Raw genomic sequence first — 19,896 nt, 5'->3', positions numbered from 1 at the left:
CTCATCAGTTGGCTCCCTGACCAAAGCGCTGACAATCACACACGCCTAATCATCGACATTTGTCACCAATCCACCTACTATTTCGGGCAGTTCGTTTCAACCTGATAAGTTTTTATGATTACCTTTTCTGATATTCAGTTATTGCGCGGCGGAAAACCGCTGTTAGAACAAACATCTGCGACAATTCATCCGGGAGACAAAGTAGGTCTGGTCGGTAAAAACGGCTGTGGTAAGTCAACCCTATTTGCACTGCTCAAGGATGAACTCAGCGTTGATGCCGGTTCATTCAATATGCCAGCCCAGTGGGAGTTAGCCTGGGTCGCGCAAGAGACACCGGCGCTCGAGCGTAGTGCCATTGAATATGTCATTGATGGTGATCGGGAATATCGTTTACTGGAAAAACAGTTGCAGCAAGCTGAGCAACGTGAAGAAGGAACACGGGTCGCAGAACTGCATGGTCATATTGAAACGATCGGTGGCTACAGTATCCGGGCCCGGGCGGCTGAATTGCTCGATGGTCTCGGGTTCAGTCAAGAACAGATGCAATGGCATTTGACGCAATTTTCAGGTGGCTGGCGGATGCGTCTGAATCTGGCTCAGGCACTGCTATGCCGTTCTGACCTATTACTGCTCGATGAGCCAACCAACCACTTGGATCTGGATGCCGTCATGTGGCTGGAACGATGGCTCCAGAGTTATCCCGGCACTCTGATCTTGATTTCTCATGACCGAGATTTTCTCGACCCGATTGTCGGCAGAGTGATTCATATCGAAAATCAACAACTCAACGAGTACACCGGTAATTATTCGTCATTCGAAAATCAAAGAGCAGAAAAACTGGTTCTTCAGCAGGCGATGTATCAGAAACAGCAAAAGCAAATTTCTCATATGCAAAGCTATATCGACCGTTTTCGTTATAAAGCCTCCAAAGCGCGTCAGGCGCAAAGTCGGATTAAAGCGCTGGAACGGATGGAAAAAGTGCTGCCCGCGCAATTGGACAATCCATTTAGTTTTGAATTCAGAGAGCCGGCAGCGCTGCCGAATCCGATACTGATGATGGATGAAGTCGCGGCCGGATACGATCAGGTTGCCATTCTCAACCAGATTAAATTGAATCTGGTGCCCGGCAGCCGGATCGGTTTGCTGGGTCGTAATGGTGCCGGGAAATCAACGCTCATCAAATTACTTTCAGGTGATCTACAACCGCAAAGTGGTCAGCTCACTTATTCCCAAGGCGTCAAAATCGGTTATTTTGCCCAGCATCAGTTGGAAACGCTTCATCCAGAAGAAACCCCTTTGCAGCATTTAATGCAAATCGCACCGCATCATACCGAACAACAATTACGGGACTATCTCGGTAGTTTCGGCTTCCAAGGTGATAAAGCTCTGGAAAAGGTCGCCCCCTTCTCCGGTGGCGAAAAAGCGCGACTCGTCTTGGCATTGATCGTCTGGCAAAAACCGAACCTACTGCTACTGGATGAACCGACCAACCACCTTGATCTCGATATGCGTCAGGCACTGACACTCGCCTTGCAGACTTACGAAGGGGCGATGGTGATTGTCAGCCATGACCGCTATCTGCTTCGGGCCACCACCGATGATTTTTATCTGGTTCACGACGCCAAAGTGGCCACATTCGATGGCGATCTGAATGATTATTACCGTTGGCTCACCGAACAGCAAAAACAACAAAAGCAGGACAAGAAAGAGCAAACCACAACGAAAGACAGTCAATTCAGTGCCGCAGCGAAAAAAGAACAGAAACGTAAAGCAGCAGAACTCCGTCAGCAAACGGCACCAATTCGCAAAAAACTGACACAATTAGAGCAGCAGATCGATAAATTACAGCTAACCCTCAACGATACCGAGCAACAATTAAGCGATTCTTCCCTGTATGATGCAGAGAATAAAGCTAAACTTACTCAGGTGCTGGCGCTTCAGGCTCAAAGTAAATCTGAACTTGAGGAACTTGAGTCTCAATGGATGGAATACCAAGAGCAGCTAGAACAAATGGAACAGGAGTTCAACACTTTATGATTCAGACACCGATTTCCCTGACACTGGAACGACTCTGGCAATTTAGTTTGCAATATTACAGTGTCCGGGAAGTCAAAGAAGCCTGTCTCAGCCTCCAAAACAACTACCACGGTAACGTCAATTTACTTTTGCTTTTGAAATGGCTCGATGAACAGCAGCTCAGCATCGGGCCACAAGACTGGCATCGTGTGATGACCTGTATCAGTGCCACTGAAGGGCTGCTCAATAGCTATCGAGAGTTACGCAGAAAACTCAAAACACATCTGCCGGATACGCTCTATCGTGAATCACTTCAATTTGAGCTACAACTGGAAAAACAGCAACAATCCGATTTGGTGGATTGTATTAATCAGCTCAAGTTGCAGCCCAGCGGCTCACAATTAATGACCCAGCGTTACTGCAAAGCGCTGACAGCCGATCATCTTGCCAAGATCTTTGCGAAACCCGCGTCATTTTCAACCACACCAGTCAAAAAATAAGGGAAACAGCGCGGTGAGAAATACCCCACAAACCATGAATAAGACCACACTACTACCATTTCAGCCTGCGTCAGGCGCTGCAGCACCACATATTCAGACACTGTTACCCAGATGGGCTCGGCGCCATCCTTTATTTTCACCACATTGGGAAACCCTGACCACACCGGATGATGACGTTTTGAGTCTGGCCTGGAGTGAAGATCCCAATCAACCCGATGTGCAGACAAAACCTCTGTTTATTCTCTTTCATGGTCTTGAGGGAAGCTTTCATAGCCCCTATGCCAACGGTTTGATGCACGCTTTCGCGCAGCAAGGCTGGCTGAGCGTCATGATGCATTTTCGTGGATGTGACGGTCAGCCAAACCGGCAGGCGCGTGCTTATCATTCTGGTGAAACCAGCGATCCACGCCATTTTCTGACGCACATTCAGCAACGTTTCCCGTCAAATTATAAAATGGTCACCGGTGTCTCGCTTGGCGGTAACATGCTGGCAAATTATTTGGTTGAATTTGCTGACGATCCGCTGGTTGATAATGCCACGATAATCTCTGCGCCTTTTGACTTAAGTGACAGCTCAGGCCGGATTAATCGTGGTTTCTCACGCATCTATCAGGCTTACCTGCTCCGGTCACTCAAGCAAAATGCCTATCGTAAATTCGAAACGCTGCAACAAGCGATTCCTCTTTCACAACCTTCGATCAGGCAGTTGAAAACATTGCAGCAATTCGATGATCTGATTACGGCTCCCCTGCACGGATTTAACAACGCACAGGACTACTATCAACGCTGTTCAGCGATCTCTAAACTCGGGCAAATCCGTCTGCCAACGCTGATTTTACACGCACAAGACGATCCATTCATGACCGATGCCGTCATTCCGACCCGGCCATTACCAAAAACGATAGATTATCAATTACTGCAACACGGCGGGCATGTCGGCTTTTTGAGTGGCACCATCTCCAAACCACGTTTCTGGCTAGAAGAGGCTCTGCCCCGCTATTATCGGGCACAGTCACCCAACTCGTCACCCAACAACAATTAAACCTGACCCAACAACGATTGAGAACACTCATCGAGCGGATGAGTGTTCATCTCGTCTCCATAAGCATAACCATGACCATAACCACACCTCAAACATGCTCTATGTTTGCGTGACAAATCATGATTATTGAGCAACATCGTGCAAAATCCGCTAATATACACGCAATTCATTCATCCCAGAGTGATCGTATAGAAGGTCATCATTATGATTATTCCTTGGCAAACACTCGAACCGGACACACTCGACAACCTGATCCGAGAATTTATTTTCCGGGAAGGAACCGACTACGGTGAGCATGAAATTTCTCTTGAAGAGAAGGTCGCTCAGGTCAAACAACAGATTCAATCCGGAGAAGCAGTTATCGTGTATTCCGAGCTTCACGAATCTGTAGATATTCAACAAAACAGATATCGTTAATTCATGAATTGTCCGATGACAGCACTAATTTCCATGATATAGTGAAATCGATTTCTCGGTTTTCTCCGGGGAATCGGTTGATTGAGTGCACGACAAGGAATGATAAGACAAGGTATGTCATGTCAGCAAAACATCCGATTATCGCAGTAACCGGCTCTTCAGGCGCCGGAACAACAACGACTTCCGAAGCGTTTCGCAAAATGTTTAATATGATGCGGATTAAGCCGGCTTGGGTTGAAGGGGACAGTTTCCACCGTTTCACCAGACCGGAGATGGATGTCGAAATCCGTAAGGCCAGAGAACAGGGCCGTCATATCAGTTATTTTGGCCCACAAGCGAATGATTTTTCCGCTTTGGAAGAATTTTTCCGGGAATATGGCCGTACCGGCACAGGGAAAATTCGCCGTTATCTGCATACATTTGATGAAGCGGTTCCCTATAACCAAATGCCGGGAACCTTCACGCCGTGGCAGGATCTCCCTAATGATACCAACGTGCTTTTTTATGAAGGGCTCCACGGTGGTGTCGTTGATGGTGAAACCAATGTGTCCCAGCATGTTGATTTTCTTATTGGGATGGTGCCGATTGTTAATCTGGAGTGGATCCAGAAATATGTCCGGGACACCCGGGACAGAGGACATTCCAGAGAAGCCGTAATGGATTCGATCGTTCGCTCCATGGATGATTACTTAAATTACATTACGCCGCAATTTTCTCGGACACATATTAACTTTCAGCGAGTTCCGACAGTAGATACATCCAATCCACTGAGTGCAAAAGGGATTCCAAGTTTGGATGAAAGCTTTGTCGTCATCCGTTTACTCGGTATCAAAAAAGTCGATTTCCCTTACCTATTGGCAATGATTGACGGCTCGTTTATGTCATGTCATAACACCATTGTCGTCCCCGGTGGGAAAATGAGTTTTGCCATGGAGTTGATTGTCCGTCCGATTCTTCAGCAGTTGATAGAAACAGGAAAAATTGGTTAATCCCCCATCAGTGACACGAATCGAGCTCTTTTAGTTCCGATACCGTGACCATGCGCACGTTTTTGCGTACAAAATCACGGTCATGACACGATTAAAGTCAAGAAATTGTGTAAGAAAAAGGATACTATTTGATACCGAAACAGAAGACAACTTGCAGGCTTTCTCAAGTGCTTTTATGCTAAGTGTTTAGTTCCGAGACATGTTCAGTTTGAACATGTTCAGTTCAAAAGCTTCGCGAAAACATGGAAAGCAGCAAGCTACCCTGCAGAGGAAGAGAGATATTATGGTTCTAGGTAAACCTCAAACCGATCCAACATTAGAGTGGTTTCTTTCACATTGTCACATACATAAATACCCTTCAAAGAGTACGCTGATTCATGCAGGCGAAAAAGCGGAAACGCTTTATTACATCGTGAAGGGATCTGTTGCTGTTCTGATCAAGGATGAAGAAGGGAAAGAAATGATCCTTTCTTACCTCAATCAGGGTGACTTCATCGGTGAACTTGGTTTATTCGAAGAAGGTCAGGAACGAACAGCTTGGGTCAGAGCGAAATCTCCCTGCGAAGTTGCAGAAATTTCCTTCAAAAAGTTCCGTCAGTTAATTCAGGTCAATCCAGACATTTTGATGCGTCTGGCAGGACAGATGGCAAGTCGCCTTCAAGTCACCAGCCAGAAAGTCGGTGATCTGGCTTTTCTGGATGTTACTGGTCGAATTGCACAGACGCTGTTGAATCTGGCAAAACAACCCGATGCAATGACGCATCCGGACGGAATGCAAATCAAGATTACCCGTCAGGAGATCGGCCAGATTGTCGGCTGTTCGCGCGAAACCGTTGGCCGCATTTTGAAAATGCTCGAAGAGCAGAACCTTATTTCTGCCCACGGAAAAACAATCGTCGTTTACGGTACAAGATAATTTCTTCCTGCCTGAATCGACAAAAGAGCCATCTTCGCGATGGCTCTTTTATTGACTACGCTTGAGCATGAAACATCACTGATCATTGGCATTTTACTGATCATTGGTACTTTCAAAAATTTTGTCCGCAGAAGCTTCGACAAATCCGGGATACAACTTGCCATTGGCCATCGGATAACGTTTGGCAAATTCATAAAAACCACCGGGTACCAACAACTCTGCTTCATCAAATTCAACCACGACCCGATCAGCCATGGTCGATGATTGCTCCAAAAATAACTCAGGTGATCCCTTCACTTCACCACCAGATGAATTGATCACAAAGCCATGTTCGTCCAGATAAGCGTTGATCTCTGCAACCTGATTAAATCGGGCCAACTGGTTGACACTCACTGTAAAGTGGTTTGCGCCATAGCCATGAGCAGCGACCCAGGCGGCATACTCACTTTCTTCAGCTAACAGATAATACTGCTCGAGTGAAACCGGCCATAAGCGGCCACCATAAAGAAAATCGGCATCTGCAACCATTTCAGGTTTGACGTGGGAAACTAAACTTTTCACAATCTTTTGCACAGATCCGGAACAACGTTCAACTTCCAACTCACTGATAAAGACTTTGGGTAACTTAGGATCAGGGTGTTCAAAGTGCTGCGCAGCTAACTTTTTTTGTTCAAACTGATAGTGCCCTTTAGACACATATCCCAGCCGAACAAATGGCTTCGCCATCACTTCAAGGTTCACCGGCGACAAATTAAACGTCCGCAACGCAATATGGTCATTACTTAACGGCTCATCTTCTTGTAGTAGCTGATGAATCTGATGTGCTGATGGACAGAGTCTGGTTGTATAATCTTGCCATAATGCGGCAAACAATGAGTCCGGCGTCATAGCGCCTCCTTCTTTATCAATCATCTTGGGCAGTCATCGCATTCCTGTTTCCGGCTTTCGGAGATTAACGAATCACCAGAAAACGAACCCGATCACCAGACTGAATCAACAAAGCCTGAGCCACTTCAGGCGTCACGATCACAGTCTCAGATTCCGGACGGAAATCGACTTCGGCAACCGTCGCCCGGAAAAATTCAAATGAGGTATTGCTGAGTATGACTTTTTGTTGGCTGTGATGTTGCGCGACTTTAACGGTGGCAGAGACAGAATGCCTGACCGATTCTATATGGCGTAAATCACATTCAACCGTCGGACCTGCATCAAAAATATCGACATAGTTACGACAGGTGAACCCTTCTTCTTCCAATAATTTTAAAGCAGGTTTGGTCTTGTCATGTACCTTCCCGATCACAGCTTGGGCTTCAGGACTGAGCAAATTGATATAAATCGGTAATTTGGGCATCAGTTCCGCAATAAATCCTTTATGGCCTGAGCCCGTCAAATAATCCGCCAGAGAAAAATCGATGGAGAAAAAATGTTCCTGCAACCACTGCCAGAACGGAGAGTTTCCCTGTTCATCTGAGACCCCCCTCATTTCAGCAATAATGGTCTGAGCAAAACGCTCCCGGTGTTCCGCCAACATCAGAAAACGGCACTTTGACATCAGACGTCCGTTGAGGCCGGAACGAAACTCGGGCAAGAGGAACAACGTACATAACTCTGAACACCCGGTATAGTTATTACCCAGTGTCAGTAATTTAACGATTTTGTTCACCCCCAAACGACGGGAAGAGTGAAGCATGGTACTGATATGATAAGAGTAAGACGGCGTATCCCACCCGACGTAGGCCTCAATTGCAGTCGTACCGGCAATCCGGCCGCTTTCGCTATCAACCCCGACCATCAGGTAACTCTCATCAGTTGGTGACTGAACATCTGCCTTGGCAAAACTCGCTTCTGAATGTTCAATACGATGAGATAACAGCGCCTCATTGACAGGCAGTGATGTAAAGCCATAACCAGATTCTATCGCACAATGATAGAGCGCATTATAGTCAGTCATTGCAATGGGACGAACCACAAGCATGGATGTCTCTCCCTGAACCCCTGAGTTCGAAATGAAACCAGTCTGACTATAAGCATAGCTCAGGATCATGGCGAACCTGAGCTAAAATTTTCAACTAAGTTAATGATGCAATGGCTTTTTCCAGTCGTAGCAGACCTTCCTGAATATCGACGTCCTCAATGACCAGTGACGGTGTGAAGCGCACCACATTCGGCCCGGCAACCAAAACAAGCACGCCAGCTTTACCGGCGGCCTGTAATATATCACGCGCTCTGCCATGCCACTCTTCGGTCAACACCGCGCCGAGCAATAAACCTTTGCCACGAATCTCACTGAATATCGGATATTTGGCATTAATTCGTTCTAACCCATCACGAAACAGCTGTTCTTTCTCTTTAACACCTGCAAGTATCTGAGGTTGAGAGATGACATTCACCACGGACTCAGCAACTGCACAGGCAAGCGGATTACCGCCATACGTTGAGCCATGAACACCGACCTTAAAGTGAGAGGCGATTGCCGTCGTGGTTAACATGGCACCGATCGGGAACCCGCCCCCCAGCGATTTCGCAGTACTGAGAATGTCCGGTGTAACGCCTGTCCCCTGATAGGCATAAAAATCACCGGTTCGACCATTCCCCGTCTGTACTTCATCAAAAATTAATAATGCATTGTGCTCGTCACACAGCGTCCTGACCGCCTGAATAAATTCCGGTGTCGGGCTAATAATGCCACCTTCGCCCTGCAATGGCTCCATCATCACTGCACACGTCCGATCGGAAATCTGAGCTTTGAATGCGGCTAAGTCATTATAAGGCAGGTGAACGACATCAGAGGGTTTCGGACCGAAGCCATCAGAGTAAGAGGATTGACCGCCGACCGTCACGGTAAAAAATGTCCGCCCATGGAATCCCTGCTGAAAAGCAATAATTTCCGATTTTTCCGGACCATAATTATCAACAGCCCACCGCCGGGCCAATTTCAGTGCAGCTTCATTTGCTTCAGCCCCGGAGTTGGCGAAAAAAACTTTCTCAGCAAAACTCAGCTCCGTGAGTTTTTTCGCCAAACGCAGTGCCGGCTCATTCGTCATGACATTACTCAAATGCCAAATCTTCTGCGCTTGATCGGTCAATGCCGCTACCATTGCCGGATGACAATGTCCCAGACAGCTAACCGCAATACCACCGGCAAAATCAACGTATTCTTTCTCTGCCTGATCCCATACCCGAGACCCTTTTCCCTTCACCGGAATCACTTCCATCGGGCTGTAGCAAGGCACCATCACCTCGTCAAACAGTGCCCGATCGACATTATTTTGTGTAGCCATTCACACTCCCTCTTTGCTCGTGAACCTCAACCACCCACCCGAATACTCACCAGTATAGATGATCGGTTCATTTTGACTGTTTTTCGGTGGTTGAAGATACGATTCACTTAATGTCAGTAGACAATACGATTGCTACTAGACAATATCATTCACACTGACACTTGTCAGATGATTCTGTCACAAGTTATCTTAAATGTATATTTATGCAAATAAAATGATTTTTTATTTAAGCGTTACAATAATAATGGCTCGCTATACGCCCTCAGCGACGTAAGAAATTCGCCAGCAACGCATGTCCTTGCTCGGTTTTGATCGATTCCGGATGAAACTGAACTGCATCAATGGCCAGAGTTCGGTGCTGATATCCCATGATCTCATCAACATCACCATCGGCCGTTTCAGTCCAGGCCGTGATCTCAAAACAATCAGGCAGGCTCTGTCGTTCTACAACTAAAGAGTGATAACGAGTGACCGTTAACGGATGATTTAAACCATGAAATAATCCCTGACCAGTGTGACAAATCGATGAGACTTTACCATGCATCACTTGTTTGGCACGGACAATCTTTGCTCCAAAAGCCTGTGCAATGGCCTGATGACCGAGACAAACCCCGAGCAGAGGAAGCTGACCGGCGAAATGTTTGACAACGTCGAGAGAGATCCCCGCTTCATTTGGCGTACATGGACCCGGAGAAATCACCAGATGGGAAGGTTTGAGTGAAGTAATTCCGGCAATATCAATCTGGTCATTACGGACAACGTTGACTTCCGCCCCCAGTTCACAGAAATACTGATACAGGTTGTAAGTAAACGAATCATAATTATCAATGATGAGTAACATGAAGATCCTACGCCAAACGACTGCCGAAATCAGGTCGCTATTGTGCAGGATAGATGCAAGAAATCAAGAATGTCTGATGAATAAAGAAGTCACCACTGAGTGGTAACTTCTTTATTTAACTTATTTTAAGCGCAACTATATCATGCCATGTTGAGCTATCCCCATACCTGTTCGGCGACCTCTCTCACCAAAGCAATTTTCTGCCATTGCTGTGTATCGGTCAGTTCATTCCCTTCTTCAGTTGAAGCAAAACCGCACTGCGTGCTCAGACAAAGATTTTCCAGAGGCACATATTGTGCAGCCTCATGAATACGAGCAATCACTTCATCTTTACTTTCCAATTCACCCGTTTTAGAAGACACCAGTCCAAGAACAACTTGCTTATCTTGCGGTACTTTGGCGAGCGGTGAAAAATCACCGGAGCGGTCTGTATCAAATTCCAGATAAAATGCGGAAACATTTTCTTTAGCAAACAGTACATCCGCAATCGGCGCATAACCACCGGATGCCGCCCAAGTTGACCGGTAATTGCCGCGACAGACATGTGTTGTCAAAATCAGATCGGCTGGCGCACTAGCCAGTGCACGGTTATTCACCAGCAATAACTTCTCCGTCAGCGACGCGATACTTTGAGCATGGTCAAAGTCATGAGAATCCCCACAGCCACAAGTGGCTTCCTTCGGTGTCGAGGCTTTGGCAGCAATTTTAGGATCCGTTAACATCCCCCACGTACAATCGTCGAGCTGTAAGTTACGACAGCCCAATGCATATAATTCTTCAATGAAGGTTTGATAAGTCTGCACAATATCATCGAGTAAATCAGCTTCATTCGGGTAGATGGCTTGTGTCTGTTCCAGGTTACACGGACGCTGCAGCTCTTTCAGAAACTGGGCCGGAGCCGGAATCGTCAGACGCGGCACAATCCCCTCTTCTGCAAATTGCATCAGAAAACGAAAATGCGCCAGAAAAGGATGATGTTCACCACTGATTTTCCCGGTCAAACGGATACTTTCCGGACGGGTTTCAACCTGAGCGAAAAGATACCCTTGCTCAATCTCAGATTTTTCGACCCCGTTGATTCCCCACATGAAATCAAGATGCCACCAGCTCCGCCGGAACTCACCGTCCGTGATCACTTGCAGACCAGCGGCTTTCTGGTGAGCAACAAGTTCAGTAATGGCTTGATCTTCAACATCAGTCAGCTGCTGCCGAGTCAGTTGGCCGGCAGCAAACTGCCGGCGAGCGTCATGAAGATAGTTTGGTCGAAGGTAACTGCCGACAACATCGGCACGAAATGGGGGGACAGATAAAGACATGATATTTTCTCAAGTTGCTATTGAATCATATTCATAGCGTACTCGGTTCTTCGCATGAGAAAAGAGAGATTTACTCAAACTGAGCATGAGAAAAATTCATGTTTATTTAACGACTGAACTAGCTGGATAAGAGATGGATAAATTTTCCATGGCAGCCACTATCACCATCGACCAGATAGAAATTTATTTTTTTGCCACTCACAAGAGCTGTCATCAATGTCGAATAAACCACTTTATTATTTTCTTCATTTTTACTCCATTGTAGCCATTTTCCTGCTGGGCAGAGTGACGTCCCAACATTCATTTGGAACGTGACACTTCCCGGCATGTAAGTTGCCTCAACAATTGTCACTTTCCCTGTAATTAATGTCTCGGTTGCATTCACAGAAAATGCACTGGTAGCACATAAAAACAACAATGCAGATAATTTCTTTCTCATATTAATTCCCAGTTAATAAGCCATATATTTACGGATCTACCTTAAGGTAATCATACCTCAAGGGAATAATATCCGCTGTTCATTGAAAAAATGAACACATCGGGAGAAGTCACCGCTTCTCCCTTTTCAATAACAGCCATGTTTAATTATGTACGGCAACGTAAAGTGGTGTTTCTCTGTCCCCCCAATCGTTGCATTGATGCATTCCTTTCACTTCTACTGGTTTAGCTTGTGCTTGTGCTGAAAGCACTAGGGGCTGTTGATCTTTCGTGATGGTTTTTGCAGCAATTTGTCGTACATTTAGTCAAGGCAGGTCATGTGAAGTGTAGCGAGCTACATGAACCATGACCTAACGCTGGATAAATGAGCGACAAATGCTGCCCAGAGGGTTCATCTGAACGTGTCTTGCTCTTTGTTGCGGGTCATTTGCTTAGGATAGCTAAGCGGCATGCCCCGCGCCGCGATCAATACCCGTTCAGATTGAACAAAATTCAACCACGAAAGGTCAACAGCCCCTAGGGAATACATCGCTTTTCCAAGCTCATTACTCAGAGAAAAGGCCCACTCATTTGCCACAGTACTACAAGGCGCCTTGTCTGTATTTCCTTGTGTGGTAAACATAACCACACCATGACCTGAATTATCCCGGTGTACAATCACTTGGGTAATCGTTCCTGTTCCGGTCCCGGCAAAAGCAGTAAAAGATAACAAAGAGCCCAACAGGATGCTGCTTAAAGTCAATTTTTTCATTGTTGTTCCTATTCATACTTATATTATTTTTCGGATATAACCAGCTCACCGGTTGATATGCGCTGCCACATCTAACCAATTCACAAATAAACCTCTATTTTAGAGTCATACCCTAATTTTGCATTGATTCAAAATCAAGCTAATTAGATATTTATAAATAATACTATCACTATTTCTATAAGTCATAAAAAATCCCCTATGAATTTCACAGGGGATTTAAGCTTTAATTCGAACTCTATCGTTTCAAAGCAATCAATTAACGATTGGCACAGAACCCAATCGAGCTGGTACTTGCACCAGGCTGCAACACTTTATTCCATTCAACACCACTAATGGTTACTTTGCTTCCGGCCTGTTCCCAGTTTGCATTCCATAATGCATACACACTGCCTTCGACGTCAAAAGCCGTATGCCATTCAACTGCTTCAGAACCATTGTTAGTGACCACAATGTCAGAGCAGTATGATGGGCTACCATCCTGTGGAATATTGACGGACACCGTCACCCCGCCAGTTCCGGGATCCGTTGGGTCAGTAGGGTCTGTCGGATCGGTTGGATCAGTCGGGTCGGTTGGATCAGTTGGATCGGTTGGGTCAGTCGGATCAGTGGCATCAGAGGTACTAAAGACAAAATGATAAGCAGACAAGGCCGGAATATCATAATTGAGCTGGTTATTCGTGACCTCAACCTCTCCTTTATCCTGAATTTCAACCGAATCAGAATTAAGCACATAAGTCTTGCCTGACTTATAAATCGTGGTTGAATCAATATTGAACACACCATTGATTGACTCATTCATATTCTTATTCAGAACAATGACATGGAGTAACCCGGTCTCTGAATCAACCGATGCATAAATAGAGCTGTTCTCTTTATCACTCATCGTCGCTGTGACGCTGGTATCCCCAAATGTTCCATTTTGGCCGTCATAGTTGCGATAGAGACGATAGGCACTGGCTAAATATTTCTCTTCATCATTTAAAATCCAGCTGTTTGCGGCATAAACATCATATTTACCGAAGATCCCCAGCACATCAGCCTCAGTAATCGCACCGGTAATATCATCGCCACCGCCGTAACCATACTCGGTGAAAGCAATTTTAGTTCCCGGATAATTAGCATCAATTGAATCTTGAATGTGCGGAATCAACGGTAGCTCAGCCATATTCCATTGCGCAATCCAGCTGTCTTCCTGATATTCAGGATCCCATAACGTCCGGGGAGCCTGCATCCGCGCATTTTTATCTTTCACGGAATCAGCATTACCACCGGTAACACGTTGGTCGCCTTTCGCTTCGGAATACCAGTGCAAGTCAAGTACATCCAATAATCGTATCCCGGATGATTGACTGGCCGCTTTCATCTGTGCCAGATAATAATCAATAAACCAGTGATACTGACCTGAATAGTTCGACCAATCCGGGGCATCAGTCAATGATACAAATGCGGTAAAACCATACAACGCAGGACCAAAGATAGCCGCTGTCGGGTCTACGCCTTTGACAGCCTGAGCTGCTTCAATAGAACGGTCCACCAGCTCTTTAGCGCCCGGTTTGTCCGGATGGATTCGTGAATGAGTGTGATACCACAAGCTGGGCTCATTATCCAATGAGTAAGCAAAGACGCCACCGTCGGCCGCTTTGCCGTAGCGCTCAACTAAAAAGTTGACCATTTCATCGGTATACACAGCATTATCGGTGAGATCAGGAGTTAATGAGAACGGTGCATTCTTTTTCGCTATCGCCGGAATCCAACGAGATGATGGCGCTGTTTCCCCTTCCTGTACCGTACCGTTTTTATCTGCGGCAACGTAGCCGGCTAACGGCACAGTCAGCATTGTTTTCGCGCCGGGAATCGCATCATTATCAACAAAATCGGTCAGCGTAATCCCCGGAATGGTTTCATCTACACCATCCGGTACCATGTAGGTATCACTGGAATGCTGCCAATCTGATCCCGCATTGGAGTAGTTATTCTCCCAGTTATATCCGGTTGTCCGGTTACCACCGAGACGATAGAAACCAAAATTCTCATGACCAGTCATGTTCATTCTATGATTGGTCCCATAAATTAAATCACTGATTTTATGATTTTGTTCGTCAGGTGAAATTGAATAATCAATACTCACCTGAGCAGATACTGCGCTGCTGGCTAATGCGGCAAAAATCAGTACAGATAGAACTTTAGGTCTGGCCAGTCCGTGTCGATGACTTGATACATTCATCACAAGATATTCTCCTTTGCTACTTTTGCTATAAGTGATGCTGTCGCAACAAAACTCGATCAGAGCAAAGCTCTACAAACAAAAAGTTCATCAAACATCAGGTATACCGACAGTGGCAAAAACGTACCAAACCAGCTCGTCAAACATCTTCATATTCGGGCATGGCATTGATGAAGATTCAGGATTAATCACGAAAGAGTTTTATCCGCCAACATTCATACTCTCCCTAATCTGTCTCTCTTCTCGTCTGGAAATTGTTATGCGGACGCAAAAACACATACGCACCGTTTTCTTCTTTCACGATGAAAACAGTGGTTTGCCATGTCACGCGTAGAAATTCAGACCGCTGAGACAAAGTGGAACAATTAGCATAGTAGTACAACAAATTGCTTATAATCGGGCTGGGATATATTGAATCCTGTAATTATTCTCAATCTGTATGGTTACTTCCAATTTATCTTCATCTAAGTGATAAATAACGAGTTACATTGGTCAGGTGCAAGTCTGGACAGAGATAACATTATCTCCGTCCGATTGATGATTGAAAGGATAAACACGCATAAAAAGTTACTGACAAGAGACCCCACAAGTGAATATTGTGGCCGGCGTCGAGGTTGCTCGGATACCATTGATGTCATCAATCAGGATCTTACCCCATTCACTATATGAGTTGTTATCCCAATGATTGACAATATCCAGATCCGCAACATCTTGATTATTGCCTGACCATGACCAGCCGATATAGCCGATATTCAACGTTTCGGCCCGCTCCATAATCGCATCTTCAGCAACATCTGCACCCTGATGACTCGCACCGAACTCACCGACAACCAATGCCAGACCTTTGTTGAGAAATGCAGTGATGTAATTATTCACAGCCGGATAGTCCCCATAGACCTGATACATGTGGACACTAAAAATGGTATTGCGCAGCGGGTCAGCCTCAAATACTGACTGCGCACGATTCAGCATAATCTGTTGCCAGTCTTGTCCCCAGTTTGGCGCATCAACCATCAGAGTATGAGTCAATCCCGCGTTTCTTAAGCGCTGAATAGCATGGATATGGTCATTGATCCATACATTGGCATTTACGCCATTTCCCATCGGCTCGTTGCCCAGATTAATGATGACATAATCCTCCTGCCCAATAAGTTGATCTTTGAGTTCGAGCCAATAATCCGCAGCTGAATCTAAACTTGCCGCCTGCCACTCTTCACCAAACCCGGTCGTATCATGGACTTCAAGCACCGTGATCAAGTGTCTTGCTTTGGCTTGCCGAATCACATTCGCCACATCGGCAGGACTATTTTTATTCCAGCGTTGACCATTACTCAAAACCACCCGAACCGTGTTTGCCCCCGTCGCGGCAATCCCGTCTAAAGCATGATTCAGCCGATCAACATACCAAGTGTGGGCATGGTTGATGCCGCGCATTTTAAAAGGATGCCCATTGCCTTCATATAGCACACCATTGGCGATATAAAACCCGGCTTGGGCAGATAAAGCGTACATACAACTCAACATGACGACCAATATTTTTATCAATTTCATATTCCTATCCTTACCGACGATGAAAGCACCGTGATGGTGATACCAACTGTAGATTTAAACCGTAAAAATATGGTTGTAATTTCATATAAATTCAAGTTGACCAGTAGTGACATTGAGTGGACATTCAGCCATTCAGTGTCTGGCAGTGAAATCGTGTGGCTTATTTTCCGCTTGGTGATTTCTTTTTCTGGTTAAGAGGCTTCGCCTGAAATACATCGCCACACCGATTCTTTCGGTGATTGTTTTCCATTGATCACAGTGTTGAGAAAAAAGAATACATGGCATTGACTCATAAAAAATTAGTTTCATAATGGCAAAAAATAAATATGCACCTTGTTTCATTTTTTACAAGAGTCGCGTCATACCTCACTGACGGAATAATCATGAACATATAGGAACTAAGTATGAAACTAGAAAAAATAGTCGTTGGCCTAGTCACAACCACAGCGCTTTGTAGTCAAGTTGCTCTCGCCTCGATTTATCCGGGCAACGTCGATATCGTTAACACGGAGCTCCCATACCCCAATCAAAAAGTACTTGAAGTGGATTACCGTATGTTTGGGTCTGAGATTTTTAATACTGGTAGAACCGTTAATTTTGCACTGACACAGGATGGAGGAAAAACAGGCATTGATATCGGCCGTGATTTTGCTGATATTTCATGTGGCAGTAGCGGCTTAGGCGGTACAATGCGCTGCGTCCCAAGTAACTCAAAACAAACATACCGAGTCAATTTGGATATGGTGTTAAGTACACAAAACAAAACCGTATTAGCCAATTCATGTACCCCCTATGAATTTCAGGTGAAGGCGAGTTACAGTATTTCGAGTGCACTGAGTTTCAATACCGTCAAGATCGGAGGAGAAGGCGCACCGGACTGGCTGGTCTCTTCCGGTAGTTTTTCTCCGAACCAAGTGACTGCGGGTGGTCAGGTTGTGATTAATGCCGAGGTATCATCAGCCAATTGCGCACAAAAAAGCGGTACAGCACCAACGCTCGCAGTATATTTGGCCAATGCAAATAAGCAACTTATCTATTTCTACGGAGAAACATCGGTTCTCTTGCCATATGGCTCAAGACACACTATCACTGTTCCGATTCCTTCAGGCTTGACAGCGGGCACTTATTACTTGGTGTTAGTCGTTGACAGAAATGATGTTGTTGCTGAAACCAATGAAAATAACAACGTCGCGATGGGTAAACTGACCATAATTGACAGTGCTGTCGGCGGACAAAGTATTGCACCAGAAAATGAGCAGTCAGCCAACACCAGTGGATCAATGACCTATTTGAGCAGAACCGACGAAGATAACCAAAACTTCGTTGACCCACAATTACCGGTCACTCCCGGTATGCAAGTGCTCAAGTCAAAAGAAACAAACCAAGACGATCTGTTCAACGCTATCAACCAACTTGATGCCGTTGCTTTACCAGAACATCAAGAATAACCGGCGCATTTAGTCGTTGTCCAAAACAAACGCCAGTCTGAGACTGGCGTTTGTTGTTCAATTATTGGGGATATAACGACACGAAATGCCGCTATTCCTAAATCATCCGATTACATTTGATGAAATTAGTCTGTGCAGTGTCGGCAGTGGGGAAAGATAGCGATAGAATTACAGGGATTGTGGGGCAATACAACTCAGGACTCAATTTACTATGTCTTTCTCTAAATCAATTTTCAAATCCTGTACGGCTGTATCATCTTGAGTTATCGTTTGATACTTACCATACATATCTCAGCCCTTCTGGCTGTAGCGAGTCTCGGACAAACTTACCGCCAACAAAATCAGCAAACCCGTCATCACTAGGGGCTGTTGACCTTTCGTGATGGTTTTTGCAGCAATTTGTCGTGCATTTAGTCAAGGCAGGTCATGTGAAGTGTAGCGATCTACATGAATCATGACCTAACGCTGGATAAATGAGCGACAAATGCTGCCCAGAGGGTTCATCTGAACGTGTCTTGCTCTTTGTTGCGGGTCATTTGCTTAGGATAGCTAAGCGGCATGCCCCGCGCCGCGATCAATACCCGTTCAGATTGAACAAAATTCAACCACGAAAGGTCAACAACCCCTAATAACTCTTGCCTCAGTTTTATCTTTCTTAATCTCTGAAGGTATGAATCACATCTTCCCGATTACCTTAAAGGTCACCGTATTACCGTTACGCGAGATCGTTTCCAGTTTGTTAAATACGTTCTATATCAACGTCCGTTCATCTGTTCTTCTTTCTGTGACGCAGATCGGGCGCACAATCTTGAATATAAGCTATTATTAATTTAGAAATTACTAATATAAAAAGAGAGAAAGTAAAGATGAAAAGAACGATCGTAATTGGTGCAGGGTTGGGTGGCATCTCCGTCGCCTATGAGTTAAGGCAAAAATTACCGAAAGATCATGAAATACTACTGATCAATGAAGGCGCTGAATTTCATTTTATTCCTTCAAACCCTTGGGTCGCCCTTGGAGAGCGAACCAGAGATCAGGTGGTATTGGATTTAACACCCTACACGAAGAAATTCCGGATTCCCTTCAATACTTCCGGCGTAGCTCAGATCCACGCTCAAAATAAAAGCCTGCGAACTGAAGACGGAGCCGAGTACGAGTATGACTATCTGGTCATCTGCACGGGGCCGAAACTGGCATTTGAAGCCGTCCCCGGAGCCGGGCCGGAGAATGGTTATACCCAGTCAGTCTGTACGGTTGACCATGCGGAACATTCTCACGAGGCCTATCAACAGCTCATCAAAAACCCGGGGCCGGTGATTGTCGGGGCACTTCAGGGAGCCAGTTGTTTCGGTCCGGCCTATGAATATATCCTGTCGCTTGAAAGCCAGTTGCGTAAACTGAAAATCCGCGCTCAGGTACCGATGACGTTTGTCACCAGCGAACCTTACATCGGCCACATGGGACTCGGTGGCGTCGGGGATTCAAAAGCATTGATGGAGCACGAGTTCCGGGAGCGAGGCATAAAATGGATTTGTAATGCGCGCACCACTCATTTTGAACCTAATATGGCTCATATCGAAGAGCTCAACCGCAAAGGTGAAGTCGATTTCGAACATCACTTACCGTTCAATATGGCGATGTTTTTGCCGCCATTTAAAGGGTCACCTGCGGTTGCTAATGTCCCTGATTTATGCAACCCCAAAGGCTTTGTTCTGACTGATGAATATCAGCGTAGCCCGACTTACCCGGAAATATTTGCTGCCGGTGTTTGCGTTGCAATTCCGCCACTTGAAGAAACACCGGTTCCTGTCGGAGCACCGAAAACCGGTTTTATGATTGAATCGATGACCAGTGCGATTGTAGAAAATATTCTCAGTCTTGAACGTGGTGAGGCGGTGAAAACCAAGCCGTCGATGAATGCAGTCTGTCTGGCCGACATGGGGGATAAAGGGGCAGCATTTATTGCCCTGCCACAAAACCCGCCGCGGAATACCAACTGGACCTCAATGGGGCAATGGGTTCACATTGCTAAAATCGCTTTCGAGAAATATTTTCTCTATAAAGTGAAGAAAGGTACCAGTGAACCAATTTATGAAAAATACATTATGAAAACGGCGGGGATCAAGCGGATTCAATAAAATAAGGCTGCCATACCGGCAGCCTCAG

At 45.6% G+C, this 19,896-nt stretch carries 17 protein-coding genes; 8 read left to right on the top strand and 9 right to left on the bottom strand.

The annotated features are described in order from the left end of the window. Window positions 1-114 precede the first annotated feature (114 nt). From VR7878_RS12025 to crp, 6 genes are all read left to right on the top strand, one after another. On the top strand, window positions 115-2,037 hold the full coding sequence (locus VR7878_RS12025; RefSeq protein WP_077336335.1) for an ABC transporter ATP-binding protein: 1,923 nt from the start codon (window positions 115-117) through the stop codon (window positions 2,035-2,037). Further along, on the top strand, window positions 2,034-2,516 hold the full coding sequence (locus VR7878_RS12020) for a TIGR02444 family protein (protein ID WP_077336334.1): 483 nt from the start codon (window positions 2,034-2,036) through the stop codon (window positions 2,514-2,516). The genes VR7878_RS12025 and VR7878_RS12020 overlap by 4 nt, the downstream gene beginning before the upstream one ends. A 34-nt stretch (window positions 2,517-2,550) precedes the next feature. Then, complete coding sequence (locus VR7878_RS12015; RefSeq protein WP_077336333.1) at window positions 2,551-3,558, top strand: hydrolase; 1,008 nt, start codon at window positions 2,551-2,553, stop codon at window positions 3,556-3,558. A gap of 204 nt (window positions 3,559-3,762) precedes the next feature. After that, window positions 3,763-3,975, top strand: a complete 213-nt coding sequence (locus tag VR7878_RS12010) for a YheU family protein (protein ID WP_077336331.1) — start codon at window positions 3,763-3,765, stop codon at window positions 3,973-3,975. 119 nt (window positions 3,976-4,094) lie between these two features. Further along, complete coding sequence (locus VR7878_RS12005; RefSeq protein WP_059119750.1) at window positions 4,095-4,964, top strand: phosphoribulokinase; 870 nt, start codon at window positions 4,095-4,097, stop codon at window positions 4,962-4,964. 283 nt (window positions 4,965-5,247) lie between these two features. Further along, on the top strand, window positions 5,248-5,880 hold the full coding sequence (crp, locus tag VR7878_RS12000; protein ID WP_038179153.1) for a cAMP-activated global transcriptional regulator CRP: 633 nt from the start codon (window positions 5,248-5,250) through the stop codon (window positions 5,878-5,880). A 93-nt stretch (window positions 5,881-5,973) separates the two neighbouring features. On the opposite strand, the gene VR7878_RS11995 is transcribed toward crp, so the two are convergent. The 9 genes from VR7878_RS11995 to VR7878_RS11955 form a co-directional block, all read right to left on the bottom strand. After that, on the bottom strand, window positions 5,974-6,768 hold the full coding sequence (locus VR7878_RS11995; RefSeq protein WP_077336423.1) for a DUF1338 domain-containing protein: 795 nt from the start codon (window positions 6,766-6,768) through the stop codon (window positions 5,974-5,976). A gap of 64 nt (window positions 6,769-6,832) precedes the next feature. Next, window positions 6,833-7,855, bottom strand: coding sequence for an arginine N-succinyltransferase (gene astA, locus VR7878_RS11990; RefSeq protein ID WP_077336329.1), 1,023 nt, complete (start codon window positions 7,853-7,855; stop codon window positions 6,833-6,835). A gap of 94 nt (window positions 7,856-7,949) precedes the next feature. Then, the gene (locus tag VR7878_RS11985) at window positions 7,950-9,161 is read right to left on the bottom strand and encodes an aspartate aminotransferase family protein (protein ID WP_077336328.1); all 1,212 of its coding nucleotides are present in this window, start codon (window positions 9,159-9,161) and stop codon (window positions 7,950-7,952) included. A gap of 262 nt (window positions 9,162-9,423) precedes the next feature. Continuing rightward, window positions 9,424-10,002 carry an aminodeoxychorismate/anthranilate synthase component II gene (locus tag VR7878_RS11980; RefSeq protein WP_077336327.1) on the bottom strand — a complete coding sequence of 193 codons (579 nt, stop codon included), beginning with the start codon at window positions 10,000-10,002 and terminating at the stop codon, window positions 9,424-9,426. 155 nt (window positions 10,003-10,157) lie between these two features. Beyond that, window positions 10,158-11,318, bottom strand: a complete 1,161-nt coding sequence (locus VR7878_RS11975; protein ID WP_077336325.1) for a 5-methyltetrahydropteroyltriglutamate--homocysteine S-methyltransferase — start codon at window positions 11,316-11,318, stop codon at window positions 10,158-10,160. A 118-nt stretch (window positions 11,319-11,436) separates the two neighbouring features. Then, window positions 11,437-11,757 (bottom strand): DUF5992 family protein, encoded by a 321-nt coding sequence (locus VR7878_RS11970; protein ID WP_077336324.1) that lies wholly within the window; start codon window positions 11,755-11,757, stop codon window positions 11,437-11,439. A 390-nt stretch (window positions 11,758-12,147) separates the two neighbouring features. Next, window positions 12,148-12,507, bottom strand: coding sequence for a hypothetical protein (locus tag VR7878_RS11965; protein WP_077336323.1), 360 nt, complete (start codon window positions 12,505-12,507; stop codon window positions 12,148-12,150). Between the two features lie 256 nt (window positions 12,508-12,763). Then, a complete protein-coding gene (locus VR7878_RS11960; protein WP_077336322.1) occupies window positions 12,764-14,731 on the bottom strand; it encodes a glycoside hydrolase family 44 protein in 1,968 nt (655 codons plus the stop codon). 567 nt (window positions 14,732-15,298) lie between these two features. Further along, on the bottom strand, window positions 15,299-16,282 hold the full coding sequence (locus VR7878_RS11955) for a glycoside hydrolase family 5 protein (RefSeq protein WP_077336321.1): 984 nt from the start codon (window positions 16,280-16,282) through the stop codon (window positions 15,299-15,301). Between the two features lie 404 nt (window positions 16,283-16,686). Here VR7878_RS11955 and VR7878_RS11945 point away from each other — a divergent pair, with 404 nt between their 5' ends. Together VR7878_RS11945 and VR7878_RS11940 are read left to right on the top strand one after the other, a co-directional pair. Beyond that, complete coding sequence (locus VR7878_RS11945; RefSeq protein WP_077336319.1) at window positions 16,687-17,730, top strand: CARDB domain-containing protein; 1,044 nt, start codon at window positions 16,687-16,689, stop codon at window positions 17,728-17,730. Between the two features lie 866 nt (window positions 17,731-18,596). Continuing rightward, complete coding sequence (locus VR7878_RS11940) at window positions 18,597-19,868, top strand: NAD(P)/FAD-dependent oxidoreductase (RefSeq protein WP_077336318.1); 1,272 nt, start codon at window positions 18,597-18,599, stop codon at window positions 19,866-19,868. Window positions 19,869-19,896 lie beyond the last annotated feature (28 nt).

It is taken from the genome of Vibrio ruber DSM 16370 (genome assembly GCF_900163965.1).
In the GTDB taxonomy this organism is placed as follows: domain Bacteria; phylum Pseudomonadota; class Gammaproteobacteria; order Enterobacterales; family Vibrionaceae; genus Vibrio; species Vibrio ruber.
This window is presented reverse-complemented; position numbering and strand designations above follow the sequence as displayed.

Bases quoted from the DNA above. Each gene is read 5' to 3' on its own strand.
- VR7878_RS12025 (WP_077336335.1), top strand. From the start codon at position 115: ATGATTACCTTTTCTGATATTCAGTTATTGCGCGGCGGAAAACCGCTG.
- VR7878_RS12020 (WP_077336334.1), top strand. From the start codon at position 2,034: ATGATTCAGACACCGATTTCCCTGACACTGGAACGACTCTGGCAATTT.
- VR7878_RS12015 (WP_077336333.1), top strand. From the start codon at position 2,551: ATGAATAAGACCACACTACTACCATTTCAGCCTGCGTCAGGCGCTGCA.
- VR7878_RS12010 (WP_077336331.1), top strand. From the start codon at position 3,763: ATGATTATTCCTTGGCAAACACTCGAACCGGACACACTCGACAACCTG.
- VR7878_RS12005 (WP_059119750.1), top strand. From the start codon at position 4,095: ATGTCAGCAAAACATCCGATTATCGCAGTAACCGGCTCTTCAGGCGCC.
- crp (WP_038179153.1), top strand. From the start codon at position 5,248: ATGGTTCTAGGTAAACCTCAAACCGATCCAACATTAGAGTGGTTTCTT.
- VR7878_RS11995 (WP_077336423.1), bottom strand. From the start codon at position 6,768: ATGACGCCGGACTCATTGTTTGCCGCATTATGGCAAGATTATACAACC.
- astA (WP_077336329.1), bottom strand. From the start codon at position 7,855: ATGCTTGTGGTTCGTCCCATTGCAATGACTGACTATAATGCGCTCTAT.
- VR7878_RS11985 (WP_077336328.1), bottom strand. From the start codon at position 9,161: ATGGCTACACAAAATAATGTCGATCGGGCACTGTTTGACGAGGTGATG.
- VR7878_RS11980 (WP_077336327.1), bottom strand. From the start codon at position 10,002: ATGTTACTCATCATTGATAATTATGATTCGTTTACTTACAACCTGTAT.
- VR7878_RS11975 (WP_077336325.1), bottom strand. From the start codon at position 11,318: ATGTCTTTATCTGTCCCCCCATTTCGTGCCGATGTTGTCGGCAGTTAC.
- VR7878_RS11970 (WP_077336324.1), bottom strand. From the start codon at position 11,757: ATGAGAAAGAAATTATCTGCATTGTTGTTTTTATGTGCTACCAGTGCA.
- VR7878_RS11965 (WP_077336323.1), bottom strand. From the start codon at position 12,507: ATGAAAAAATTGACTTTAAGCAGCATCCTGTTGGGCTCTTTGTTATCT.
- VR7878_RS11960 (WP_077336322.1), bottom strand. From the start codon at position 14,731: ATGAATGTATCAAGTCATCGACACGGACTGGCCAGACCTAAAGTTCTA.
- VR7878_RS11955 (WP_077336321.1), bottom strand. From the start codon at position 16,282: ATGAAATTGATAAAAATATTGGTCGTCATGTTGAGTTGTATGTACGCT.
- VR7878_RS11945 (WP_077336319.1), top strand. From the start codon at position 16,687: ATGAAACTAGAAAAAATAGTCGTTGGCCTAGTCACAACCACAGCGCTT.
- VR7878_RS11940 (WP_077336318.1), top strand. From the start codon at position 18,597: ATGAAAAGAACGATCGTAATTGGTGCAGGGTTGGGTGGCATCTCCGTC.